Source organism: Pseudomonas fluorescens (genome assembly GCF_902497855.1).
Taxonomy (GTDB): Bacteria; Pseudomonadota; Gammaproteobacteria; order Pseudomonadales; family Pseudomonadaceae; genus Aquipseudomonas; species Aquipseudomonas fluorescens_BI.
This window is the reverse complement of the sequence record NZ_CABVHU010000007.1, coordinates 14,018-38,120: the sequence shown is the minus strand read 5'-3', so window position 1 is coordinate 38,120 and position 24,103 is coordinate 14,018. Positions and strand designations below refer to the sequence as shown.

Annotated in this window: 19 protein-coding genes; 8 read left to right on the top strand and 11 right to left on the bottom strand. The window is 59.9% G+C overall.

Annotated elements, in window-relative coordinates:
* Positions 1 to 40 precede the first annotated feature (40 nt).
* From F8N96_RS15380 to F8N96_RS15365, 4 genes are all read left to right on the top strand, one after another.
* Entirely contained in the window at positions 41 to 370 is a 330-nt protein-coding gene (locus F8N96_RS15380) for an MliC family protein (protein WP_150798516.1), read from the top strand.
* Positions 371 to 605: 235 nt separating this feature from the next.
* The gene (gene fba / locus F8N96_RS15375) at positions 606 to 1,670 is read left to right on the top strand and encodes a class II fructose-bisphosphate aldolase (protein ID WP_008151974.1); all 1,065 of its coding nucleotides are present in this window, start codon (positions 606 to 608) and stop codon (positions 1,668 to 1,670) included.
* A gap of 378 nt (positions 1,671 to 2,048) precedes the next feature.
* Positions 2,049 to 2,504, top strand: coding sequence for a DUF3757 domain-containing protein (locus tag F8N96_RS15370; RefSeq protein ID WP_150798515.1), 456 nt, complete (start codon positions 2,049 to 2,051; stop codon positions 2,502 to 2,504).
* Positions 2,505 to 2,659: 155 nt separating this feature from the next.
* On the top strand, positions 2,660 to 3,070 hold the full coding sequence (locus F8N96_RS15365; RefSeq protein WP_224789438.1) for a hypothetical protein: 411 nt from the start codon (positions 2,660 to 2,662) through the stop codon (positions 3,068 to 3,070).
* Positions 3,071 to 3,213: 143 nt separating this feature from the next.
* Here the strand turns inward: F8N96_RS15365 and F8N96_RS15360 are convergent, their stop codons facing one another.
* Entirely contained in the window at positions 3,214 to 3,882 is a 669-nt protein-coding gene (locus F8N96_RS15360; protein ID WP_150798514.1) for a polysaccharide lyase family 7 protein, read from the bottom strand.
* 326 nt (positions 3,883 to 4,208) lie between these two features.
* On the opposite strand from F8N96_RS15360, the gene F8N96_RS15355 reads away from it, so the two are divergent.
* From F8N96_RS15355 to F8N96_RS15345, 3 genes are read left to right on the top strand one after another with little or no spacing between them, the layout of a single operon-like run.
* Positions 4,209 to 6,332 (top strand): putative bifunctional diguanylate cyclase/phosphodiesterase, encoded by a 2,124-nt coding sequence (locus F8N96_RS15355; protein WP_150798513.1) that lies wholly within the window; start codon positions 4,209 to 4,211, stop codon positions 6,330 to 6,332.
* A 45-nt stretch (positions 6,333 to 6,377) separates the two neighbouring features.
* Positions 6,378 to 6,869: a M48 family metallopeptidase gene (locus F8N96_RS15350; RefSeq protein ID WP_150798512.1), complete on the top strand. Its 492-nt coding sequence runs from the start codon at positions 6,378 to 6,380 to the stop codon at positions 6,867 to 6,869.
* Positions 6,870 to 6,898: 29 nt separating this feature from the next.
* Positions 6,899 to 7,195 (top strand): winged helix-turn-helix domain-containing protein, encoded by a 297-nt coding sequence (locus F8N96_RS15345; protein WP_150798511.1) that lies wholly within the window; start codon positions 6,899 to 6,901, stop codon positions 7,193 to 7,195.
* Positions 7,196 to 7,316: 121 nt separating this feature from the next.
* Here F8N96_RS15345 and F8N96_RS15340 read toward each other — a convergent pair whose 3' ends face one another.
* From F8N96_RS15340 to betI, 10 genes are all read right to left on the bottom strand, one after another.
* Positions 7,317 to 7,769 (bottom strand): GNAT family N-acetyltransferase, encoded by a 453-nt coding sequence (locus F8N96_RS15340; RefSeq protein ID WP_150798510.1) that lies wholly within the window; start codon positions 7,767 to 7,769, stop codon positions 7,317 to 7,319.
* 112 nt (positions 7,770 to 7,881) lie between these two features.
* On the bottom strand, positions 7,882 to 10,065 hold the full coding sequence (gene yccS, locus F8N96_RS15335) for a YccS family putative transporter (protein ID WP_150798509.1): 2,184 nt from the start codon (positions 10,063 to 10,065) through the stop codon (positions 7,882 to 7,884).
* Positions 10,066 to 10,299: 234 nt separating this feature from the next.
* A complete protein-coding gene (locus tag F8N96_RS15330) occupies positions 10,300 to 11,478 on the bottom strand; it encodes an NAD(P)/FAD-dependent oxidoreductase (protein ID WP_150798508.1) in 1,179 nt (392 codons plus the stop codon).
* 148 nt (positions 11,479 to 11,626) lie between these two features.
* A complete protein-coding gene (gene dbpA, locus F8N96_RS15325; protein WP_237140749.1) occupies positions 11,627 to 12,964 on the bottom strand; it encodes an ATP-dependent RNA helicase DbpA in 1,338 nt (445 codons plus the stop codon).
* Positions 12,965 to 13,069: 105 nt separating this feature from the next.
* Positions 13,070 to 14,497, bottom strand: coding sequence for a multidrug transporter subunit MdtD (mdtD, locus tag F8N96_RS15320; protein ID WP_150767508.1), 1,428 nt, complete (start codon positions 14,495 to 14,497; stop codon positions 13,070 to 13,072).
* A 145-nt stretch (positions 14,498 to 14,642) separates the two neighbouring features.
* Positions 14,643 to 15,980: a TldD/PmbA family protein gene (locus F8N96_RS15310; protein ID WP_150798507.1), complete on the bottom strand. Its 1,338-nt coding sequence runs from the start codon at positions 15,978 to 15,980 to the stop codon at positions 14,643 to 14,645.
* A complete protein-coding gene (locus tag F8N96_RS15305; protein ID WP_150798506.1) occupies positions 15,980 to 17,422 on the bottom strand; it encodes a TldD/PmbA family protein in 1,443 nt (480 codons plus the stop codon). The genes F8N96_RS15310 and F8N96_RS15305 overlap by 1 nt, the downstream gene beginning before the upstream one ends.
* A gap of 237 nt (positions 17,423 to 17,659) precedes the next feature.
* Entirely contained in the window at positions 17,660 to 19,363 is a 1,704-nt protein-coding gene (gene betA / locus F8N96_RS15300; protein ID WP_150798505.1) for a choline dehydrogenase, read from the bottom strand.
* Positions 19,364 to 19,535: 172 nt separating this feature from the next.
* Complete coding sequence (betB, locus tag F8N96_RS15295; RefSeq protein ID WP_150798504.1) at positions 19,536 to 21,008, bottom strand: betaine-aldehyde dehydrogenase; 1,473 nt, start codon at positions 21,006 to 21,008, stop codon at positions 19,536 to 19,538.
* A 109-nt stretch (positions 21,009 to 21,117) separates the two neighbouring features.
* Entirely contained in the window at positions 21,118 to 21,711 is a 594-nt protein-coding gene (gene betI, locus F8N96_RS15290; RefSeq protein WP_150798503.1) for a transcriptional regulator BetI, read from the bottom strand.
* A gap of 379 nt (positions 21,712 to 22,090) precedes the next feature.
* Between betI and F8N96_RS15285 the strand changes: the two genes are divergently transcribed.
* A complete protein-coding gene (locus tag F8N96_RS15285; protein WP_224789619.1) occupies positions 22,091 to 24,040 on the top strand; it encodes a BCCT family transporter in 1,950 nt (649 codons plus the stop codon).
* Positions 24,041 to 24,103 lie beyond the last annotated feature (63 nt).

Genomic DNA, 24,103 nt, shown 5'->3' with positions numbered 1-24,103 from the left:
CTCAGGACTGGCGGCATGCGCCGTCAGTCGAGGAACATGGATGAAAGGTTTTATCGCCATTACGGCGCTGGCTCTGCTGGCAGGTTGCTCCAGTCTTAACCTGTTCAAGCCTGCCGAATCGACGGACAGCTGGACCACCTGGACTTGCGACAGCCAGGCCAAGGTGCTTTGGCGCTATACCGACGCCGCTCGCAAGGAAGTCGACGTTCGCCTGGGTGGTGCCGATCAGGTCTACCCTTTGAAGCTTGAACCGGGCGCCGAAGGTTCGCTGTACAGCAACGACATGCTGGCATTTCACATGAAAGGTGAGGAAGGCCTGGTCTACTGGGTCGCCACCAATGATTTGATCGGCCGCGGTTGCCACTTGTAGGAGCGAGCTTGCTCGCGATGGTCGTTAACGATGACTCTGGATACCAGAGTGTCCGCGTTGTCTGGACCACCATCGCGAGCAAGCTCGCTCCTACAGAAGGGCTGACGTTTTAGAGTTGATGCAACATCCGAATTCGCAGGCCGGGTTAACCCCCGATCTGCAATAACTTGAATAGCCGCCGTCGCTACGGCAGGCTGACACGATTAACGACCCTCAACCGGGAGAGACACACACAATGGCACTTATCAGCATGCGCCAGATGCTGGACCACGCAGCCGAATTCGGCTACGGCGTTCCAGCCTTTAACGTCAACAACCTTGAGCAGATGCGCGCCATCATGGAAGCCGCTGACAAGACTGACTCCCCGGTGATCGTCCAGGCTTCGGCCGGTGCTCGCAAATACGCCGGTGCACCGTTCCTGCGTCACCTGATCCTGGCGGCGATCGAAGAATTCCCGCACATCCCGGTGTGCATGCACCAGGACCACGGCACCAGCCCTGACGTCTGCCAGCGCTCTATCCAGCTGGGCTTCAGCTCGGTGATGATGGACGGTTCCCTGGGTGAAGACGGCAAGACCCCGACCGACTATGACTACAACATCCGTGTAACCCAGCAAACCGTGGCCATGGCTCACGCCTGTGGCGTCTCGGTAGAAGGCGAGCTGGGCTGCCTGGGTTCGCTGGAAACCGGCATGGCCGGTGAAGAAGACGGCATCGGCGCCGAAGGCGTTCTGGATCACAGCCAGATGCTGACCGACCCGGAAGAAGCCGCTGACTTCGTAAAACGCACGCAGGTCGACGCCCTGGCCATCGCCATCGGCACCAGCCACGGCGCTTACAAGTTCACCAAGCCACCTACCGGTGACGTGCTGGCCATCGACCGTATCAAGGAAATCCACAAGCGCATCCCGAACACTCACCTGGTGATGCACGGTTCGTCTTCGGTGCCGCAGGACTGGCTGGCGATCATCAACCAGTACGGTGGCGACATCAAGGAAACCTACGGCGTACCGGTTGAAGAAATCGTCGAAGGCATCAAGCACGGCGTGCGCAAGGTCAACATCGACACCGACCTGCGCCTGGCGTCCACCGGTGCGATGCGTCGCCTGATGGCTACCAATCCGAGCGAGTTCGACCCGCGCAAGTTCTTCGGCGCGACCGTGACTGCAATGCGCGACGTGTGCATCGCTCGTTATGAAGCCTTCGGTACGGCTGGCAACGCTTCGAAGATCAAGCCGATCTCGCTGGAAGGGATGTATCAGCGTTACCTGAAGGGTGAGTTGAACGCCAAGGTCAACTAAGCCTCCAGCGTTGGATTGACATTAAACCCGCCGAGAGGCGGGTTTTTTATGAGGGGGATGTTGCCCGGGCACTGACGCGACGCACTTGAAATGTCATCTAAAGTAGACATGATTAGTCTGTGGGTTAATAAAGTTCGTTATGAGTGACATTCATGCCGAGGGAAGTATCGCTGGTCATGCCCTATGACCCGACAGCCTCTGTCAGCGCCGTATTGCATCCAATATGTAAGCATTATTTGCGTGCTGCGATCCCGGGATATCTTATGTAAGTTTATGTTTGCAATAACTGCTAAATAAACTATCGGAATAGAGGGTGGACAGAGCGTTGACGGGTCCTCAGTATCTAACTTCAAATTGATTTTATGGATGTAATTAATTATGAAGTATTCCATCTTGCCAGCACCAGGCAATAAGAAACTGCTGCGAGTAAGCAAGGTTTTTTCAGCTGGGCTCTTAAGTCTGTTTGCCCTTGCAGGCACTGTTTATGCCGCTGACGAAATGTGCCCACAAGTCAGTAACATCATGGCTCAATCGATCAGCCCGGAACGCGGATTCACTTATACCGCCAACGCTATCCGTGGTGGATGGAAAGGCGAGAATCCCGGAGCGACCGAGTCATATCTGGACAAGGTTCAATTTACCTCGGCGGCCATCAGGCAAACCACCGATAACGGAAACCCGGTCTATTTTGTTGCCTGTGACTATGAAGGCGAGGGTAAGGCGGGTGTCAGGATGTCACAACGTTTTCCAACGCCAGCCAAGCCGGTTGGTGGAGCATGGAAGGATAATTTCTGTTCTGCCGGGCTGAGCGAGTGTGCCTTCAAGTTTGATTGAGTAACGAGTTGGAGGTTGAAGCGCAACTAAAAGCCTGGGCTACAGGTTTTTAGTTGGGTCGCTTCAGCCTGTTTCACTCGCTGTCGGCACTCGGTGGCCATTGATCATCATGGCGCTTTGGAGGCAGATAATTCAATGGATAAGGAATGCGTTAAATGGAATTTAACAAAATGCTGAAAAATGCAGGCCTGTTAGCCACTATTTGTGCTGCCTGTGTGGCTGTTTCTGCCAACGCCGATACCACTATTTTTACGGCGTCGATCAGTAGCGACGGGAAGGTACTGGCGCAAAACCCTCAGTGGATCACCGGGGTGGAACACAATGCTCAAAAGGATTACTTCGCAGATTACAAAATCAACTTTAAATCGGACGTGTATAAGAATGCGCCAGGGTTCTGTTCTGTCTCTTTGACGGACAGTCGCTCGAACGATGATATTTTTTATGGGCAGGCGAGGCTGGGCGCCATGCCGAAGCAGAGCCATGTCACTGTGATTACTCAGCTTGCCGGCAAGTCTGGGCCTGCTGGGGATGGTTCCCAGAATTTTATGTTGCTGTGTATCAAGTAAGTGCAAAGACTGTAAGCAGCACATCATGAGGCGTAAAAAACGCCCGTGTCGCGAGGCACGGGCACTTTCTTTACCGGTCAGCAGGGCCCGGATTTTCATACGGCCTGGAAAGCTGCGCTATTTTTGCGATTGATACGATCCAGTTATTTATCGTGATCAATATCCAGCTTGGTGAACGTCACTTTACCGCCTTCGCTGGTGTATCCGGTGTGGTCCTGCACATACACGCCGGCCTTGAAGTACAGCGGCTTGACGCTCCAGGTCTTGCTGATGTCGGTGTCCCACTTGTAGCCCGCCGCACTGATGCCCAGTGCGCCGCGGGGGCTCAGGTGAATCATGTAGGAAAATTGCTGATTCAGCTTCACGCCGGTGGCAATGGTGATCACCCGGCCGTCGCCGTCATCGGGGCGCATGCGCACCTTGGCGACAATGTTGCCCGTCTGCGTCTCGGTCTTGTACTGGTACTCGACCTTCACCATGGGCTTCTGGCTTTTATAGGCGTGAATCTGACCGATGACGATCTTGCCGGAGCTGGGCACCTGGTTGACGGCCAGCGTGGCACTCAAGGAGTTATCGGCGTCCGGGTAGAGCCAATTGCGCAGCTTTCCGTTGCTATAGGTTTCGCGCAATTCGGTGCGGGGATAGATTGCGTTTTCAGTGCGGGTACCCGTCACTGGCGACCAGAAAAAAAGTGTGCCGGAATCGGAATGGAAGTATTGATCCTTGAAGCCGTCCACCAGTTTGGGCGTGTCAACGGTGTACGGCGGATTGCCGACGGGAACACTCAGGTTCCAGGTTGCGAGATCGATCATAATCAGGAAGCTTCCACGATTTTTTTTGCTGCACGCACGTGCCAGGTGCTCTAGCACGCGCCTTGGAGGGCGGTCTTTATAAGCGCAGAAGGCTGATTTGTTAATGCCCGTCTGGCAGATGGTTGGCGTCAACATCCTGTCGAAATGCCATCTTCCCCGGTTTCAGGGGCTTGTAGGGGCGACCGTTAGTCGGCAAATGTACGCAATGGTTAAATGGTGGCGTACTGACACCTTCTGCTTTCACGGATCCCGGTCTAGAGTGAAGGCTTAGTATGGATCCGGCTTTCATGAGAAGCCGGCCTGCCGCCCCGAAAAAGAGAAGCAGCATGGAATGCGCGCAAGCGACGCCAGCCGAAGCCAGCTCAATTCTTTTAATCGTCGATGACTACCCGGAAAACCTGATCAGCATGCGCGCGCTGCTCCAGCGCCCAGGCTGGCAAGTCTTGACCGCCGCCTCGGGCTTTGAAGCCCTCGATCTGTTGCTCGAACACGATGTCGACCTGGTGCTGCTGGATGTGCAGATGCCGGGCATGGATGGCTTTGAAGTCGCGCACCTGATGCGCGGCAGTCAGCGCACCCGCCACACGCCCATCATTTTCCTCACCGCCAACGAACAGTCCCAGGCCGCCGTGATCAAGGGCTATGCCAGTGGTGCGGTGGATTACCTGTTCAAACCGTTCGACCCGCAAATCCTCAAGCCGAAAATCCAGGCGCTGCTTGAGCATCAACGCAATCGCCGCGCGCTGCAGCGCCTGAGTCACGATCTGGAGCTCGCTCGCGCGTTTAATGCCTCGGTCTTGGACAATGCCGCCGAAGGCATACTGGTGGTCGATGAGGAGGGGCTGATCCGCTTTGCCAATCCAGCGATGTCGCGGCTGCTCAATGCCACGGTGCAAGACCTGCAGGGCAAGGAGTTTCTGGATTATCTGCAAAAGCCACACATCCCTGTCTGGGCCGATTCCGAATTGCTCCGCGGTTACAGGTGCGGTGAAACCCTGCGCTTGCATGATGCGCTGCTGCGTACAGCTCCGGGTCAACAAGTGCCGGTTGCGTTGTCCTGCGCACCTTTGCCCGCCGAACAGCAGGCGATGGTGGTGACGGTGTTGGACATGTCGGTCGTGTGTCATTTGCACCAACAGCTGGAGTATCAGGCGGTCACCGACCCGCTGACCGGGCTACTCAATCGTCGGGGGTTTTATCAAACGGTGGAAAACCTTCTGCTGCGGGGCGAACGTACCGACAGTGTCTGGGTATTGCTGTATCTGGACCTCGACGGCTTCAAGCGGGTCAATGACTCCCTCGGTCACGACGCCGGTGACCGGGTACTGCGCTGGGTCTCCGAACAGTTGAAGGCCTGTTTGCGATCTTTCGACATTCTGGCGCGCATGGGCGGCGACGAGTTCACGGCGTTACTGGACCTGGAGTTCCCCGAGCAAGCGGCAAAGATTGCCGAGAAGCTGATTGAGCGAGTGTCGATGTGTCAGCAGATCGACGGTCTGGATATCGCCTTGGGCGCCAGTATCGGTATCGCCACTTTCCCGGATTGCGGGACCAATCTTGACGGTTTGCTGCGAGCGTCGGACATCGCCATGTATGAAGCCAAGCGTGCCGGGCGCCAGCAGTATCGCTTCTATGATCACGAAATGAATGGCCGGGCACGCTCGCGGTTGATGCTCGAAGAAAGTGTGCGCACGGCCATCGACAATCGTGATTTCAATCTGGTGTATCAACCTCAGGTATCCATTGCCAGCGGCCAGATTCGCGGCTTCGAAGCGCTGCTGCGCTGGCAGCACCCCAGTGTCGGCGATGTGCCGCCGGGGTTGTTTTTGCCGTTGCTGGAAGAGGCGCGGTTGATCAGTCGGCTGGGTAGCTGGATCTACCAGCGCGGGGCAGGCCAGCGCAAGGCCTGGGAAACCTTGTTTGCCGAGGACCTGGTGCTGGGTGTCAGTTTGAGCGGCACACAGTTCGGCATGCCCAATCTGGGCGCCGAGTTGCGCCAGGTGCTGGAGCGCAACGGTTTGCAGGCACGCCATCTGGAAGTCGAGGTCACCGAAGAGGCCTTGATGCACAATCCCGACGAAACCCGCAAACAGTTGCGCCTGCTGCGCAATCTGGGGGTGCGGGTGGCCCTGGATGACTTTGGTTCCGGGCCGTGTTCGCTATCTCATCTGCGCGACCTGGAGCTGGACACACTCAAGCTCGACCGGCACTTGATCTCTCGGCTGCCGGCGTCTTCACGGGATGCGGCGCTGGTGCGCAATGTGATCGACCTGTGCAGGCAATACGGAATACTGGTGGTTGCCGAAGGCGTGGAAACCGTTGCGCAATATGAGTGGCTGCACGCCAATGGCTGCGAGTACGTACAAGGGTTTCTGGTGGCGCGGCCGATGATGGCCGAGGACGTCGGCGACTTTGTGCAGCCGTTCGACTGGAGCACGCTGGTGCGCTGAATTCGCTACACTGGCGACCTGTTCGTTCTGATGTTGCCCGTCCCGATGACCGTGTTGAAATACCTCCAGGCCTACCCCGCTGCATTGCAGGACCAGGTGCGCCAGCTGATCGCCGAAGGTCGGCTGGATGACTACCTGAGCCAACGTTACCCGCAAAAGCACGACGTGCAGAGCGACAAGGCACTGTATACGTACGCGCTGGACTTGAAGCAGGCGTTCTTGCGTAACGCCCCGGCCATCGACAAGGTCTTGTTCGACAACCGTCTGGATCTGACCCATCGTGCCCTCGGCCTGCACACTACGATCTCCCGGGTGCAGGGCGGCAAGCTCAAGGCCAAGAAAGAAATTCGCGTCGCCTCGTTGTTCAAGGACGCACCTTCCGAGTTTCTGAAAATGATCGTGGTGCATGAGCTGGCGCATTTCAAGGAGTCGGATCACAACAAGGCGTTCTACAAGTTGTGCGAACACATGTTGCCGGGGTATCACCAGGTGGAGTTTGATTTGCGGGTGTATCTGACTTGGCGGGACATGCAGTAAAGATCTTCTCAATAATGCGGAGCACAGGGATGGACGTCAGCAAGACCAAGAGCAGCTTCTACCGCCGGTTGTACGTGGCGTACCTGATCGACAGCGGGCTGGCGAGCAGCGTCCCGGCGTTGACCGAAGTGACCGGCATGCCACGGCGCACCGCGCAGGACACCATCGCGGCGCTGGCGGATCTGGATATTGTTTGCGAGTTCGAACAGGAAGAAGGCGGGCGCAATCATGCCGGGCGTTATCGGATTCGGGCGTGGGGGGCGATTGACCGAGGGTGGATCGAGCGTCATTTGCGGCAGATCAAGGCGGTGTTGGATTACCCCTGATAGTCGGCGCCTGTGCTAACGCCATCGCTGGCAAGCCAGCTCCCACAGTGATCGCGGATGGAATACAAATTTGTAATCCAACCCGGACCCTGTGGGAGCTGGCTTGCCAGCGAAGAGGCCCTCAGGGACGACGCATCCCGATATGCGGAATGTCATCCTCAAGAAACTCCTCACCCGCCACCAAAAACCCGTACCGCCCGTAATACCCCTGCAAGTGCGACTGGGCCGACAGATAGATCGGTACTTCTGGCCAGCGCTTTTCAGCCTGCTTCAATGCCTGGTTGATCAACTCATGACCCAGTCCCTTGCCGCGCGCCTCCGGTGCGGTGATCACCCGCCCGATCACCACATCGCCACCCTGTAGCTCCGGATCGAGCAACCGCAGGTACGCTACCAGCCGATCCCCGTCCCACGCCATCAAATGGCAGGTATCGCCTTCCAGATCCTGGCCATCCACGTCCTGATAGGCGCATTTCTGCTCGACAACGAACACCTGCGCTCGCAACTGCAGAATGGCATACAGCTGCTCTTTGCCCAGATCAGTGTGGTGTTTGCAGACCCAATCGATTGTCATCTTCACATTCCTTGATCAACTCGCTCCGATACTAAGCGCCCAGGCCAAGGATGTCTGTATGACGAACAACTCTGTGACAAAGGCCAAAATGTCACGGGTCATTGTTCACCTCCTACGCCTCGCTCGTATCCTTGATCAAATGCGCCGCCAACGTCCGCAACGGCCCCAACTGCCGGCAAATCAATCCCAACTGCGTCTGCACCAACCGTTGCCCTTCATCGATCTCGTCCGGCATGAGTTCCAGCTCATTGGCCAGCGCCTCTTCCTCATCGCTCTGAATCGCAATCGGCCGTTTACTCGCCAGGCCCTGGGCGATTTCATCGATGCTGGCGGCCAGTCTCACCCCTGCACCCTCGATCAACTGTTCGCGCACGTCCGGGGGGAGCTGGGTCTCGCGATGCGCGCCCAGACCTGACAAATAGCTGAGCAAGGTGTGCGACAGCACCAGAAACCGAAAGCCGACATCCGCTTCCTTACGGAAATGGCCCGGCTCCATCAGCATATTCGCCAGCGTGGTCGACAGCGCGGCATCGGCGTTGTGGGCATTGCGTCGGGCCAGGCGATACGCCAGGTCGTCGCTTTTGCCGACGGCGTATTGCTGCATGATCTGGCGCAGATAAACGCTGTTGCAGGTCAGGGTATTGGCCAGCACTTTGTTCAGGCGTCGACCCTGCCAGTCCGGCAGGAACAGGAACACCGCCAGTCCGGCGATCAGGCTGCCGAGTAAAGTATCGAACAGTCGCGGCAGGAACAGCCCGTACCCGTCCCCGACCTGGTTGAAGCAGAACAACACCATCAGGGTGATTGCAGCTGTCGCCAGGGTGTAGCGGGTGGTGCGGCTGATAAAGAACACCACCCCGGCCGCGATCGCGAAGCACGACTGGACCAGGGGGTTGGGGAACAGGTCGAATAGCGCCCAGGCCACGGTCAGGCCGATGCCGGTGCCGATGATCCGCTGGCCAAGCTTGAGTCTTGTCGCGCCGTAGTTCGGTTGGCAGACAAAGAGCGTCGTAAGGATGATCCAGTAACCCTGGGACGGGTGGATCAAATGCACCATGCCGTAGCCGACGCTCAACGCCAGGGGCAATCGCAGGGCGTGGCGGAACAGCAGCGATGTCGGCGTCAGCTGCGTGCGCAAGCGCATCCACACATCCTTGAGGCTGCGTGGCGAACGGTCGAGCAGGCTGCTGTCGGTGGCATCGGCCAGCGCGTCGGGGTTGCTGGCATCGCTGAGCAAACGGTCAAGGGTGCCGAGGTTGGCCGCCAGTGCGCGTAATGACCGCAACAGGCCGCGCCAGGCCGGGTTGCTCTGGTTGCGCAGGTGTTCGAGGGAGGCGTGCAGGTCACTCAGGGCTTGGGCAAAACCCGCGTCATAAATGAATGGCTGGCGCATCTGGATCGACTCGGCCAGCGCGCGGCAGGCTTTGCCTTGCTGGCGCAGCAGGCGCTGACAGCGGAACAGCACGTCGCTGTGGAAGAAGGCATCGGCCAGGGCATTGTAAGGGTAGTGCGAGGAACTGGCGCGTTCGTGGATGTCTTGGGCGAGGAAGTACAATTTCAGGTAACGGCTGACTTTTGACCCTGGTCGGCCATTGCCGACCCGATGCAGGATGATTTCCTTGGCGGCGTTCAATGCGGCCACCACTCGGCCGTTCTGCTGGGCCAGTTCCAGGCGGCGTGCTTCCACGTCCATCTGCCGGATCGGCTCGAACAGCGACGATTTCAGCTTCAGGTAATAACCCAGTTCACGGAACAGTCGCGCCAGGCTCTGCTGCACCGGCTGGTTGGAGAACAGCGCCTGCCACAGCACCGAGAGCAAACCATACCAGGCCGCACCGGCCACCAGCAGCACCGGTTCGTGCCAGAAATCAGTGACTGCACCGCCCCGCTGTTCGACACCAATCATGGTGTAGACCGACAGGATCAGCGTTGCCGACGCGATTGCACCATAGCGTTCGCCCAAGGCGCCCAGCATGGTCAGGCCGAAACTGGCCAGCGCGAGGGCGATGACAAAGACGATGGGGTAGGGGAAGAGCAGTTCGACGGAGAGGGCGGCAACGCTGAAACACACCAGCGTCACGGCCAGGGCGTTGAGACGTCCCTGCCAACTGTCGTCGGTCTCGGCCAGGGCGCTGGCGATGATGCCCAGGAACAACGGGATCAGCAGCGCCATTTCATCCTGATACCAGCACAGGGCCATGCTGCCGGTCAGGGCGATGAATACCCGCACGCTGTAGCTGAATTTATCCAGCGCCCAGAGGCGACGCAGAGACTGACTGAACGGGGTAGATGACATGAAGTGCGAAGGCCTTCCGAGGCAATGAAGCTAAATTGAGCCAGTAATGACGCCGACGCAATGGCGCCGATTACATCTGACAGCAAAATCTGTTCCTTGCGTGTTCTATGTTGTCTGTTCGGACGCTTTCGCGGGCAAGCCTCGCTCCTACGGGGTTCTGTCGTACGCAATATCGCAAACGAAACAAAAACCGTAGGAGCGAGGCTTGCCCGCGAAGAACGATAACGCGGTCTATCAGACGTACTGCGCGGCAGCGTACCCGGAGGCCCAGGCCCACTGGAAATTGAAACCGCCCAGATGCCCGGTCACGTCGAGCACTTCGCCGATGAAGTAAAGGCCTGGGCTTTTCAGCGATTCCATGGTCTTGGACGAAACCTCACGGGTGTCGACGCCGCCCAGGGTCACTTCGGCCGTGCGATACCCTTCGGTACCGGCAGGTATCACTTTCCAGCTCGCCAGTTTCTCGGCGATGTCAGCAATTTCCGCGTGGGTGTACTGTTTCATCGGCTTGGAGACGAACCAGTTGTCCGCCAGCAGATTGGCCATCTTCTTGGTGAAAATTTCACCCAGCAGGGTTTTCAGTTCACTGTTCGGGCGTTCGGTTTGTTGCTGTTGCAGCCAGCCCGGCACATCGTGATCCGGCAGCAGGTTGATCTCCACCGTGTCGCCGGACTCCCAGAACGAGGAGATCTGCAAAATCGCCGGGCCGCTGAGGCCGCGGTGGGTGAACAGGATGTTCTCGCGAAAGCTCTGGTCGTTGCAGCTCACCAGGCAATCCACCGACGTACCGGACAGCTCGGTGCAAAGCTCCTTGAGCTGATCGGTGATGGTGAACGGCACCAAGCCTGCGCGGGTCGGCAGCAAGTCGTGGCCGAATTGCCTGGCCACTTGATAGCCGAAACCGGTTGCGCCCAGGGTTGGAATCGACAGGCCGCCCGTGGCGATCACCAACGATTCGCAGGTGATCTGGCCCAGCGTGGTGTCCAGCAGGTAGCCCCGTTCGAGTTTCTCGATGGTCTGGATCGACGTGTCCAGATGCAGGCTCACGCCGACCTGATCACACTCGCTGAGCAGCATCTCGAGGATGTCACTGGATTTGTTATCGCAGAACAATTGGCCGAGTTTTTTCTCGTGGTAGGGCACGCCGTGTTTGGCGACCATGCCGATGAAATCCCACTGGGTATAGCGTGCAAGGGCGGATTTGCAGAAGTGTTCGTTCTGCGAGAGGAAATTGCTCGGTTCGGTGTACATGTTGGTGAAATTGCAGCGGCCACCGCCCGACATCAGGATTTTCTTGCCGGCCTTATTCGCATGGTCGAGCAACATCACCTTGCGCCCGCGCCCGGCGGCGGTCAGCGCACACATCAAACCTGCGGCGCCAGCGCCAATGATCACGACTTCGGTAGAGCGCAAAACGGTGTCCTCACACAAATTCTCAGGGCTAACCCAGATCCTGTAGGAGCGAGGCTTGCCCGCGAAGAACGATTACACGGTGCATCAGGTAGACCGAGTTATCGTTCTTCGCGGGCAAGCCTCGCTCCTACAGGGGGGCGGTGCGGTTTTACAAGATACGCACGCGCAGCGAACGGCCTTTGATCTTGCCGTCATTCAGACGCTGCAAGGCTTGCTTGGCGATCCCGCGTTCCACAGCCACATAAGCCTGGAAGTCGAAAATTGCGATCTTGCCAACCTGAGCACCCGGAATGCCCGCATCGCCCGTCAGTGCGCCCAGAATGTCGCCCGGACGAACTTTGTCTTTACGGCCAGCGCCAATGACCAGCGTGCTCATCACCGGCAGCAGCGGTGCGCCGCCCTGGGATTTGAGGTTGTCCAGCTGATCCCAGCTCAACGGCGACTTCTGCAGTAGCTCGATGGCTTGGGCGCGGTGCGCTTCGGACGGTGCGACCAGGCTGATCGCAATACCTTTCTCGCCAGCACGACCGGTACGGCCAACACGGTGGATGTGGATTTCCGAATCACGGGCCAGTTCGACGTTGATCACCATGTCCAGCGCATCGATGTCCAGGCCGCGAGCGGCGACGTCGGTAGCAACCAGCACCGAGGTGCTGCGGTTGGCGAACATGGCCAGTACCTGGTCACGGTCACGTTGTTCCAGATCGCCATGCAGGCCGACGGCAGAGATGCCTTTGGAGGTCAGGTGATCAACGGTTTCCTGAACCTGCTGCTTGGTGAAGCAGAAGGCGACACAGGAGGCCGGACGATGATGCCCGAGGACTTTGACCACGGCGTCCATGCGCTCTTCCGGGGAAATCTCGTAGAAACGCTGCTCGATCTGCGTGTCGTCGTGGAACGCCTCGGCCTTCACGATCTGAGGGGTGCGCATGAATTTCGCCGCCAACTGCTTGATACCCGTCGGGTACGTGGCGGAGAACAGCAGGGTCTGGCGACGCTCTGGGGTCTGGGCAATGATTTCTTCGATGGAGTCGTAGAAGCCCATGTCGAGCATGCGGTCGGCTTCGTCGAGGATCAGCGTGTTCAGGCCATGGAGCACCAGCGAACCTTTGCGCAAATGCTGCTGGAGGCGGCCCGGGGTGCCGACGATGATGTGCGCGCCATGCTCCAGAGAGCCGATCTGCGGGCCGAAGGACACGCCGCCACACAGGGTCAGGACCTTGATGTTGTCTTCGGCACGGGCCAGGCGACGGATTTCCTTGGCGACCTGATCAGCCAGTTCGCGAGTCGGGCAGATGACCAGCGCCTGGCAACCGAAGAAGCGCGGATTGATCGGGTTCAACAGGCCGATACCGAAGGCGGCGGTCTTGCCGCTGCCGGTCTTGGCCTGGGCGATCAGGTCCATCCCCTTGAGGATCACCGGCAAGCTTTGCGCCTGGATCGGCGTCATCTGGGCATAACCGAGGGAGTCGAGGTTAGCCAGCATGGCGGCGGACAGCGGCAAAGTATTAAAAGCGGTGGCGATGGTGGTCACGGGACTGGCCTGCAAAACAAAATGTCGCGCAGTGTATCAGTCCCATGGCCATTCGCCCTAAGGCTCTATGTGTTCTTCCGGACGCTTGACGCGCCGTCCGTCTTCCTTTGAGAGCTGCGAGAAGATCGTAGCGGCCAGCATCGCCATGATTCCAACCGTCACAAAGGTCAGCTGGAATGCACCCAGAACAGTGTCTACGCCGTCATTGCCGGCTTCTGCGGTAAAGCCGCCGAGCAGGGCGCCAGCGCAGGCAACGCCCAGGCTGAGGGACAATTGCGCGACCACCGACAGCAAGCTGTTGCCGCTGCTGGCGCTGGCGTCATCGAGGTCGATCAGGGTCACGGTATTCATCGCGGTGAACTGCAGCGAGTTGATGGCACCGAGGATCGCCAGCATTCCCAGCAGCAACCAGTACGGCGTCTGCTCGCTGACCAGGCCCATGCTCGCCAGCATCAGTCCCAGCGCCAGGGTGTTACCGGTCAGCACGATGCGATAGCCCAGGCGCTCGATCAGCGGCCGCGCCACCGACTTGGCGACCATCGCTGCGGCAGCCAGCGGCAACATGCTCATCCCGGCCTGTGAGGGCGAGTAACCCAGAGCCACTTGCAGCAGCAACGGCACGAGGAACGGCAGCGCGCCGCTGCCCAGGCGGGCGAAGAGGTTGCCGAGGATGCCCACGGCAAACGTCCGGGTCTTGAACAGCGAGGGCGCGAACAGCGGATTATCGATGTGCCCGGCCCGCAGCCAGTACGCGGCCAGGCACGCCATGCCGCCGAACAGCAGCAACATCACACGCAAGTGCGGCAGGTGCAGTTCGCCGAGTCCTTCCATGGCAATGGTGATCAGCACCATCGCCGCGCCAAACAGCAAAAAGCCCAGGCTGTCGAAACGGGTGCGCTCGGTGCCGCGCAGATCAGGGATGAATTTCCACACCGCGTAGCAACCGACGGCGCCCACCGGCAGGTTGATCAGGAAGATCCAGTGCCAGGTCAGGTACTCCACCATCCAGCCGCCCATGGTCGGGCCGAGCAGGGGGCCGAGCAGTCCGGGAATGGTGATAAAGCCCATGATCCGCACCAGCTCCGAGCGCGGGTAGGCGCGCAGCACCACCAGGCGCCCGACCGGCAGCATCAGCGCCCCGCCCAGGCCCTGAATCACCCGGGCACCGATCAGCATGCTCAAGGTGTTCGACAGGGCGCAGAGCAACGAGCCGATGCTGAACAGCAGGATCGCGCCAAAGAAGATTTTCTTGGTGCCGAAGCGGTCGGCGATCCATCCGGAGGCGGGGATCAGCAAGGCGACGGTGAGCATGTAGGCGATGATCACGCCTTGCATGCGCAGCGGATCTTCCGCCAGGTCCCGGGCCATGGCCGGCAGGGCGGTGTTGAGGATGGTCCCGTCGAGGGACTGCATGAAGAACGCGATGGCGACGACCCAGGGCACCCAGCGGGCAGTGACAGCGTCGAGAGGTTGGCGGTTGGGCATGGGGCCTCTTGTCAGGGAGTATCTGCGTTACACCGACCCCCTGTAGGAGCTGGCTTGCCAGCGAAGGCGGACTGTCAGGCAACAATGATGTTGAATGTGCCGGCCTCTTCGCTGGCAAGCCAGCTCCTACAAGGGTTTTGCGGGGTTACAGGGTTAGCGTCAGGCGGCTAACCAGCGCCCCCGGCAACAACGCCGAAGCAGTGGCCCGCTGGCTGTAGGTGCTGGCCGACAGCAGCAACTCGCGCTCTTCAGTCAATGCTTCCAGTTGCGATCCCAGCAAACTGTAAGCACTGTCATCAAAGCGCATGGTGCTCACCGGCGCCTGGATCTCGCCGTTTTCGACCCAGAAGGTCGCGAACCGCGTCATGCCGGTCAGGCGTGCCGCCGGCTGGTCCGAGTAGTTCAGGTACCAGAGGTTGCTGATGTACAACCCGGTGCCCAGCTGCTTGAGAATCTGTGCATCAGGCAATTCTCCCGCCGCCATGTTCAACGCGCTGGGCATTTCACCGCCGCTGGCGCCATTGGCCGTCAGGCCATATTCGGCAGCGCTGCGGGAACTGACCATCTGCGCGCCGGCCTTGCCATTGACGATCAACTCAAGATCGCTGCGCGGATAGCCTTCGCCGGAAAACGCCGGGCTCAACGAACCGCTGACCTTCTCATCGACCGACACCAGCGCACTGAACGAGCTGTCGCCCGCGTACAGCTTCTGCAGCGGACTGTTCTTGCTGGCAATCGACTGCGCCGAGAAACCGCCCCAGCCCAGCATATCCATGATTTCACCCAGGGCTGCCGGCGCCAGGTAGGCGCGGTACTGACCCGGCGCCAGGGTGCGTTGCGGTCTGCCCAGAAACGCCAGCTGCTCGCGCGCTTGCGCAAAACGTCTGGCGAACCCGTCGCTGTTCCAGTCGTGCCCGGCGTAGCTGGCTTTGACGGCTTGGCCATTGTCATGGAACAGGCTGAAATCGAAGTTGAAGCTGTTGGCCTGATGCCAGCCAAACGCGCCTGAAGAACTGGCGAAACCCCGACTGATCGGGCCGGCAGCGTAGAAGCCCACCAGGTCCAGCCCTTCGGCCGCCTGGGTGATTTGCGCGACCACTTGCGCGGTGTCCGGCAGCGGATGCTCCTGCACATTCTTGCTCTGCCAGCCGGTGTGGTTGAGCAGCAGGTACGGGTCCTGCGGCAGCAGCGGCAAGGTGTCGCGCAACTGTTGCAGCCCTTCGGCCAGGCGCTGAACATCGACATGCACATCACCGCAGAGGGTAATGTTCAGGTCGGCGTGGCGCCCATCGTCGATCAGCTTGAAGCCGACGCTCGCTTGCTGCACCTGGCCGGCCTGGCGCACCTTGGCGTGGTTGAAACGCACGAAGTCCGACGACTCGGCGGCATAGCTGAGGGTGAATTGTTCCGGTTCGCGCACAGCATCGCGCAACCAGTTGACCAAGGCCTTGAACGCTTCGGCCTGATTGCTGGACGTACTCATCAGGCGTCTCCTCCAAATACATCCACATGGCTGAACACACAGGCCGGCGACGCATGGCCGACGCGGATCACCTGATTCGGCTCGCCCTTGCCGCAGTTCGGGGTGCCGAGGACCTTGACGGTGCTGGCGTCGCCGACGGCGCTGAGGCTCTTCCAGAATTGCGCGGAAATCGCCCGGTAGTTGGGGTTTTTCACCACGCCCTTGAGTTCGCCGTTTTCGATCAGCCGAGCCCATTCGCAGCCGAACTGGAACTTGTTGCGCGCATCGTCGATAGACCAGGAGCGGTTGGTGCTCATCAGGATGCCGTGCTCGATGTTGCCGATCAGCTGCTCCAGCGGTTGATCGCCGGGCTCGATGTTCAGGTTGGCCATGCGGTCGATCGGCGGACGGTTCCAGCCGCAGGCGCGGCTGTTGGCGACGCCGTTCATTCCGGCCCGGAATTGAGAAAGGGCGCCGCCCAGTGGCCGCAGCAGCAAACCTTCCTTGATCAGGAACTGCTTGCTGGCGGCGGTGCCGTCGTCGTCATGACCGTAACTGGCGAGCTGTTCAGGGATGTCCGGATCGAAGGTCACGTTCAGCAGTTCGGAGCCATATTGCAGGCTGCCGAAGTCTTCTGCCTTGACGAAACTGGTGCCGGCGTAATTGCGCTCGTCGCCGAGGATGCGGTCCAGTTCCAGCGGATGACCGATGGATTCGTGGATCTGCAACATCATCTGGTCGGGCATCAGCAGCAGGTCGCGTGGGCCTTGCGGGGTGTTCGGCGCCAGTAGCAATTGCAGCGCCTGATCAGCGATTTTCGGACCGGCACCCACCAGGCCGCAGCGGCTGATCACATCAAAACCACCCTGCTGGCCGAAGTTCTCGCGGCCGAGGGTACGGGTCTGGCTGTCGCTGCCGTCGTAGGCGGTAACCTCCAGGCTCGGATACACGAAACGCTGGGCCTGGCGCAGCTCGGCGCCGGCGCTGCTGAGGTAGATCTGTTCGACGTGGGTGATGCCGATGCTCACTTCCCAGTTCACCAGTCGCTCGTCCTTGGGCACGGCGGCGGATTCGGCGCCGAGCAATTGGTAGCAATCGCTCAGGGACGGGAAGGGCTGGTCGAGGTTCGGCGAGAAGTAATCGGCGCGGTCACTGGAAACGGTTTGTTCGCGCAGGTCGAGCAGGGCATGGGGCTTGAGTCGGCGGGCTTGTTGCTCGGCTTTGTCCAGTGCGGCTTGCAGGCCGGATTGGGACAGGTCGTTGGTCGCGGCATAGGTCTCCACGCCGTTGACCCGAACCGTCAGCATCGCACCTTCGTCTCGGCTCAGGCTCGGCGGTTCGGCGACGTTCTTGCGCACTGACAGGTACTGGCCGGACTCGCGCACATAACGCAGCGAAAAGAATTCAGCGCCCGTGCGCAAGGCAGCGAAGCGCTGCTTGAGCTGGGGGTGGAAATCGAACATTCGTGGACCTCCTTGGTATGGAGCATCGGTGTTGCGAGGGGGTGAAACGATTGCGTGGCGCTAGATTAGGCCTGGGCGGGGAGCGATATCAAGGGCGGGGCGGTGTAGGAAAGGATTACTTCGGGAGGTATGGTGCTTGGTCTGGCGTCTTCGCGGGCAAGCCTCGCTCCTACAAGGAATCGCGTTCTCCTGTAGGAGCGAGGCTTGCCCGCGAAGGGCGCGCCTCGGTGTTATGACTTACTGAGCAGTCAGGCTCACATCCCGCAACGGCTTGCCACGCACCGGCGCTTCACCGGCAACGTAATAATCAGCAGTGCTGCGCGGCAACGGCTTGCGACCACGGATCTTGTCGGCGATTTTCTCGGCGATCATGATCGTCGGTGCGTTCAGGTTGCCGGTGGTGATGATCGGCATGATCGAGGCATCGACTACACGCAGGCCCTGCATGCCATGCACACGACCTTCGCCGTCGACCACGGCCATCTCATCGGTGCCCATCTTGCACGAGCAGGACGGGTGGAACGCGGTTTCGGCGTGTTCGCGGATGAACGTGTCCAGCTGCTCATCGGTTTGCACCTCGATGCCCGGGCTGATTTCGCGGCCACGGAAAGCATCCAGCGCAGGCTGTTGCATGATTTCACGGGTCAGGCGGATACCGTCGCGGAATTCCTGCCAGTCCTGCTCGGTGGCCATGTAGTTGAACAGGATGCTCGGGTACTCGCGCGGATCCTTGGACTTGGCCTGGATGCGACCCCGGCTCGGCGAACGCATGGAACCCATGTGCGCCTGGAAGCCATGCTCTTTCACACCGTTGCTGCCGTTGTAGTTAATCGCGACCGGCAGGAAGTGGTACTGGATGTTCGGCCAATCGAATTCCGGACGGGTACGGATGAAACCGCCGGCTTCGAACTGGTTGCTGGCGCCGATACCGGTGCCGTTGAACAGCCACTCGGCACCGATGGCCGGCTGGTTGTACCAGAGCAGCGACGGGTACAGCGAGACCGGTTGGGTGCACGCGTACTGCAGGTACAACTCGAGGTGATCCTGCAGGTTTTCACCCACGCCCGGCAGGTCGTGGACCACCGGAATGTCGAGTTTTTTCAGCAGCTCGGCCGGGCCGACGCCGGAGCGTTGCAGGATCTGCGGCGAAGCGATGGCGCCGGAGCACAGCAGCACTTCCTTGCGGGCGCGGGCTTCAATGCGTTCTTCAGCGGCGCCGATCAGGTAACGCACGCCGACCGCACGCTTGCCTTCGAACAGGATCTTGTCGGTCAGGGCGTGGGTGACGATGGTCAGGGTCGAGCGCTTCTTGGCGATGTCCAGGTAACCGCGGGCGGTGCTGGCGCGACGGCCGTTCGGCGTCACGGTCCGGTCCATCGGGCCGAAACCTTCCTGCTGGTAACCGTTAAGGTCCTCAGTGCTCGGGTAACCGGCCTGCACGCCGGCTTCGACCATCGCATGGAACAGCGGGTTGTTGCCGGCTTTGGGCGTGGTCACGCTGACCGGACCGTCGCCACCGTGGTAGTCGTTCGGGCCGATGTCGCGGGTTTCCGCTTTTCTGAAGTACGGCAGGCAGTTGAGGTAGTCCCAGTCTTCAAGACCTGGAAGCTTGGCCCAGTTGTCGTAGTCCATCGCGTTGCCGCGGATGTAGCACATGCCGTTGATCAGCGAAGAACCACCCAGGCCCTTGCCACGACCGCATTCCATCCGGCGACCGTCCATGTGTGGCTCTGGATCGGTTTCGTACGCCCAGTTGTAGCGACGGCCTTGCAGCGGGAACGCCAGGGCGGCTGGCATTTGCGTGCGGAAGTCGAGACGGTAATCCGGGCCGCCGGCTTCGAGCAGCAGGACGGTGACGCCTTCGTCTTCAGTCAGACGGGTCGCCAGGGTGTTACCGGCCGAGCCGGCACCGATGATGATGTAGTCGAATTCTTGGGACATTGAATGCACCCTCTTTGAAGTTGGTCAGGTCAGGCGAGTGCTTCGCACTCATTCGCGGGCAAGCCTCGCTCCTACAGGTTTTGCTTCGTGCACAAAACCTGCGGCAAACCTCGATCCTGTAGGAGCGAGGCTTGCCCGCGAAGGCGGCCTTTCAGGCGAATCAAATGCCGCCTTAGAAAACCGAGGCGTAATCGCCCAGTTCGACCTGTACCGATTTGATGCGTGTGAAGTTGTTCAGCGAGCTGATGCCGTTCTCACGACCAACACCCGACTGCTTGTAGCCACCGACCGGCATCTTGGCGTCGGACTCGCCCCAGGCGTTGATCCAGCAGATACCGGCTTCCAATTGATGAATCACCCGGTGAGCGCGGTTCAGGTCCTTGGTGACGACGCCAGCCGCCAGGCCGAAGTCGGTGTCGTTGGCACGACGGATCACTTCTTCTTCGGTTTCGTACGTCAGGATGCTCATCACCGGGCCGAAGATCTCTTCGCGAACGATGGTCATCTCGTCGGTGCAATCGGTGAATACGGTCGGCGCGACGAACGCGCCCTTGGCGAATTCGCCTTCGGTCAGGCGAGTACCGCCGCACAGCAGGCGAGCGCCTTCTTCCTTGCCCTTGGCGATGTAGCCCAGCACGCTTTCCATGTGGGCAAAGCTGACCAGCGGACCGAAGTTGGTGTTCTCGTCTTCCGGGTTGCCGACGCGGATGCGGGCAACGCGCTCAGCGATCTTGGCTTCGAAAGCCGCTTTCAGCTGGCTCGGCACAAACACGCGAGTGCCGTTGGTGCAGACCTGGCCGGAGCTGTAGAAGTTGGCCATCATCGCAGTGTCGGCGGCGCGATCGAGGTCGGCGTCGTCGAAGATGATCAGCGGGGATTTGCCGCCCAGTTCCATGGTCACGTCTTTCAACGACGAGCCCGAAGCGCTGGCCATGACTTTCTTGCCGGTGTCGGTGCCGCCGGTGAAGGAGATTTTCTCGATGCGCGGGTGCTCGGTCAACCAGGTGCCGACTTCGCGGCCGCTGCCGGTCAGAACGTTGAACACGCCCGCCGGAACGCCGGCTTCGGTGTAGATCTCGGCCAGTTTCAGCGTGGTCAGGGAGGTGACTTCGCTTGGCTTGAAGATCATCGCGTTACCGGCCGCCAGGGCTGGCGCGGACTTCCACAGGGCGATCTGGATCGGGTAGTTCCACGCGCCGATACCGGCCACGACGCCCAGCGGCTCGCGACGGGTGTAGACGAAAGACGTGGTGCGCAGCGGGATCTGCTCGCCTTCGATGGCCGGTACCAGGCCAGCGTAGTATTCCAGCACGTCAGCACCGGTGACGATGTCGACATACTTGGTTTCGGAGAACGACTTGCCGGTGTCCAGGGTTTCCAGGGCGGCGAGTTCATCGTTGCGCTCGCGCAGGATGTCCACGGCGCGACGCAGGATGCGCGAACGCTCCATGGCGGTCATCGCGGCCCAGATTTTCTGGCCCTTTTCGGCGCTGACCACAGCGCGCTCGACGTCTTCCTTGGTCGCACGTTGTACGGTTGCGAGGACTTCACCGTTAGCCGGGTTGATGGCTTCGAAAGTGGCGTCGCTGCTGGCGTCACTGTAGCCGCCATCGATGTAGAGTTTTTGCAGTTCGAAACGGGCCATAAAGTCCTCGCAAGTGCATAAGTAGGTTGGCGTTGACCACTGGTGCGTGCCGTGTAGCGTTGGCGGCGCTGTTCAGTGGCGGTTCAGGGGCTGAGCGTTTATGTGTGCTCTAGCTCACCTTCTTTGCCAGTTGGAAATCCATGTATTCGTAAGCGATCTGGTGCGCCTGCTCGGTGTCGAAAGCATCTCCCGACAGCGCGCCGCGCAACCACAAACCGTCAATGAGGGCTGCCAGGCCTCGAGCTGCACTGCGCGCGTCATCGAGCGGCAATACACGGCGGAACTGGCAGCACAGGTTGGAATACAGGCGGTGATCGTTGATCCGCTGCAACCTGTGCAATGACGGGTGGTGCATGCTGGTGGCCCAGAAGGCCAACCAGGTTTTCATTGCCGGGCCATTGACCTGGCTGGCGTCGAAGTTGCCTTCGACAATCACCTGGAGGTGAGCCCGCGGGCTGTTGTCCTCCAGCGCCTGACGGCGCGCGGTGACGTTCTCGCTGAGGACACTCATCAGATACTGCGCCGTGGCGGCGATCAGGCCGTTCTTGTCCTGAAAGTAGTGACTGATGATGCCATTCGAGACACCGGCCAAACGGGCGATCAGCGCAATGCTGGCGTCCCCCATTCCGACCTGATCTACCGCCTGCAGCGTGGCTTCGATCAACTGCTGGCGACGGATGGGTTGCATACCGACCTTGGGCATCTTGCACATCTCCTTAGGCCTTCCGCTGGACGTAAAACGTCTGTCGGGTTGAAGGCCAGTCTATTTTGTTTTGATTGAACGTTCAATCAACAAAGAATAAGATCTGCGACAATTCGTCGCTGTGTACAGATTTTTCCTACATGTAAATGGCGAAAAACCGACATCCAAAACTGCTCGAAACCTATACGCGCTGGCGTTCCTGGGGATCGGGCTTTTTTCGGGGTGTCTTTATATCACCCGTCGGTCGGCTGCCCCTCTAACCGATTGGTCGGGTATCGCGTTGCCTTGTGTCTTTCTCTCGCACTGCCGGAGCCCCTGTGCCATGAGTTCTGCCTCTCTAATAAAGACCCCGCCCGAGAAGGTGACGGTCAACGGTTGGGTGTTCTACACCTCTACCGCGCTGATCCTGCTGTTGACCGCCATTCTGATTATCGCCCCGCAAGAGGCCGGCAGACTGCTCGGTATGGCCCAGGCCTGGTTGTCCCGCAGCTTCGGCTGGTACTACATGGTGGTGATCGCCGCCTACCTGGTATTCGTGGTCGGCCTGGCGTTTTCCTCCTATGGCAAGCTCAAACTGGGCAGCAAGGACGACACCCCGGATTTCAGCTACGGTGCCTGGGCGGGGATGCTGTTCTCGTCGGGTATCGGCATCTCGCTGCTGTACTTCGGTGCATCCGAGCCGCTGGACCACTACTTCAATCCGCCGGAAGGCGTGGCCGGCAGCAACCTTGCCGCCCGTCAGGCGGTGCAGCTGACATTCCTGCATTGGGGCCTGCATGGCTGGGCGATCTATGCCTTGGTCGGCTTGGCCGTTGCCTACTTTGCTTACCGGCACAACCAGCCGCTGGCCTTGCGTTCGGCGTTGTATCCGCTGGTGGGCGAGCGCTGGGTCAAAGGCGCGGCCGGGCATGCGGTCGACGGCTTCGGCATGTTCGTGACCCTGCTGGGTCTGGTGACGAACCTGGGGATTGGTTCGCTGCAAGTGTCGTCGGGCCTTGAAAACCTGTTCGGCATGGAGCACAGCAACACCAACCTGCTGATCGTGATCATCGTGATGAGCACCGTGGCGACGATAGCTGCCGTGTCCGGAGTGGAAAACGGCATTCGCCGTCTGTCCAACCTGAACATCGTGTTGTTCAGCGGTCTGCTGATTTTCGTGCTTCTGTTTGGCCCGACCCTGCACCTGCTCAACGGCTTCGTGCAAAACGTCGGTGACTACCTCAACAGCGTGGTGCTGAAGACCTTCGACCTCTATGTGTACGAAGGCGACAGTGAGAAGTCCGACCGCTGGCTGGGCCTGTGGACCCTGTTCTACTGGGCGTGGTGGATTTCCTGGGCGCCATTCGTCGGCATGTTCATCGCACGTATTTCCCGTGGTCGCACGGTGCGTGAACTGGTGGCCGGCGTGTTGCTGATCCCGCTGGGTTTCACCCTGGCGTGGCTGTCGATCTTCGGTAATTCGGCCCTGGACCTGGTGATGAACCATGGGGCGGTGGAGCTCGGGAAGACGGCGCTGGAACAGCCGTCCATGGCGATCTACCAGTTGCTGGAGCATTACCCGGCGTCGAAGGTGGTGATCGGCGTATCGATCTTCGTCGGCTTCGTGCTGTTCCTGACCCCGGCGGATTCCGGCGCGGTGATGATGGCCAACCTTTCGTGCAAGGGCGGCAATGTCGACGAAGATGCGCCGCACTGGCTGCGGATCTTCTGGTCCGTGATCATTACGCTGGTGACCATCGGCCTGTTGTTTGCCGGTAACTTCGCAGCCATGCAAACCATGGTGGTGTTGGCCGGCCTGCCGTTCTCGGTGGTGCTGGTGTGCTTTATGTTCGGCTTGCACAAGGCCATGCGCCAGGATGTGCAGATCGAACAGGAGCAAGCGGAACTCGCCGCCCGTGGTCGTCGTGGTTTCAGCGAGCGTTTGACTCAGCTGGACCTGCAACCGAACCAGTCGATCGTGCAACGCTTCATGGACAAACACGTCAGCCCGGCGCTGGAAGAGGCTGCGGTGCAATTGCGCGGGCAGGGGCTGGACGTGCAGACGCTGCTGGGCAAGGCCAAGCGCTGCATGGGCGTGCGCATCGAGATGGAGGAGGGCAACCCCTTTGTCTACGAAGTGAGCCTGGATGGTTATCTGGCGGCGGCGAGCGACACGGTGTCGGCTGAAAGTGCCGAGGAACCCCGCGCACGTTACTACCGCGCGGAGGTGTACCTGCACAACGGCAGCCAGGACTATGACTTGATGGGCTTCACCCAGGATCAGATCACCCGTGACGTGCTCGATCAGTTTGAAAGCCATCGGCAGCTCCTTGGCCGCGTCTATAGCTGAGTAGCGAGTTGATCGTTCCTGCGCGTTGCGTGGGAACGCAAAGGGGCTCAAGTTGAGCCCCTT

What these genes read in the sequence shown, in the direction of transcription:
- F8N96_RS15305 (WP_150798506.1), bottom strand. Translation starts at nt 17,422, where the DNA reads ATGTTCGATTTCCACCCCCAGCTCAAGCAGCGCTTCGCTGCCTTGCGC.
- betB (WP_150798504.1), bottom strand. Translation starts at nt 21,008, where the DNA reads ATGGCCCGTTTCGAACTGCAAAAACTCTACATCGATGGCGGCTACAGT.
- F8N96_RS15340 (WP_150798510.1), bottom strand. Translation starts at nt 7,769, where the DNA reads ATGACAATCGATTGGGTCTGCAAACACCACACTGATCTGGGCAAAGAG.
- F8N96_RS15310 (WP_150798507.1), bottom strand. Translation starts at nt 15,980, where the DNA reads ATGAGTACGTCCAGCAATCAGGCCGAAGCGTTCAAGGCCTTGGTCAAC.
- F8N96_RS15365 (WP_224789438.1), top strand. Translation starts at nt 2,660, where the DNA reads ATGGAATTTAACAAAATGCTGAAAAATGCAGGCCTGTTAGCCACTATT.
- F8N96_RS15360 (WP_150798514.1), bottom strand. Translation starts at nt 3,882, where the DNA reads ATGATCGATCTCGCAACCTGGAACCTGAGTGTTCCCGTCGGCAATCCG.
- F8N96_RS15370 (WP_150798515.1), top strand. Translation starts at nt 2,049, where the DNA reads ATGAAGTATTCCATCTTGCCAGCACCAGGCAATAAGAAACTGCTGCGA.
- mdtD (WP_150767508.1), bottom strand. Translation starts at nt 14,497, where the DNA reads ATGCCCAACCGCCAACCTCTCGACGCTGTCACTGCCCGCTGGGTGCCC.
- yccS (WP_150798509.1), bottom strand. Translation starts at nt 10,065, where the DNA reads ATGTCATCTACCCCGTTCAGTCAGTCTCTGCGTCGCCTCTGGGCGCTG.
- betI (WP_150798503.1), bottom strand. Translation starts at nt 21,711, where the DNA reads ATGCCCAAGGTCGGTATGCAACCCATCCGTCGCCAGCAGTTGATCGAA.
- fba (WP_008151974.1), top strand. Translation starts at nt 606, where the DNA reads ATGGCACTTATCAGCATGCGCCAGATGCTGGACCACGCAGCCGAATTC.
- F8N96_RS15355 (WP_150798513.1), top strand. Translation starts at nt 4,209, where the DNA reads ATGGAATGCGCGCAAGCGACGCCAGCCGAAGCCAGCTCAATTCTTTTA.
- F8N96_RS15345 (WP_150798511.1), top strand. Translation starts at nt 6,899, where the DNA reads ATGGACGTCAGCAAGACCAAGAGCAGCTTCTACCGCCGGTTGTACGTG.
- F8N96_RS15380 (WP_150798516.1), top strand. Translation starts at nt 41, where the DNA reads ATGAAAGGTTTTATCGCCATTACGGCGCTGGCTCTGCTGGCAGGTTGC.
- dbpA (WP_237140749.1), bottom strand. Translation starts at nt 12,964, where the DNA reads ATGCTGGCTAACCTCGACTCCCTCGGTTATGCCCAGATGACGCCGATC.
- F8N96_RS15350 (WP_150798512.1), top strand. Translation starts at nt 6,378, where the DNA reads ATGACCGTGTTGAAATACCTCCAGGCCTACCCCGCTGCATTGCAGGAC.
- betA (WP_150798505.1), bottom strand. Translation starts at nt 19,363, where the DNA reads ATGTCCCAAGAATTCGACTACATCATCATCGGTGCCGGCTCGGCCGGT.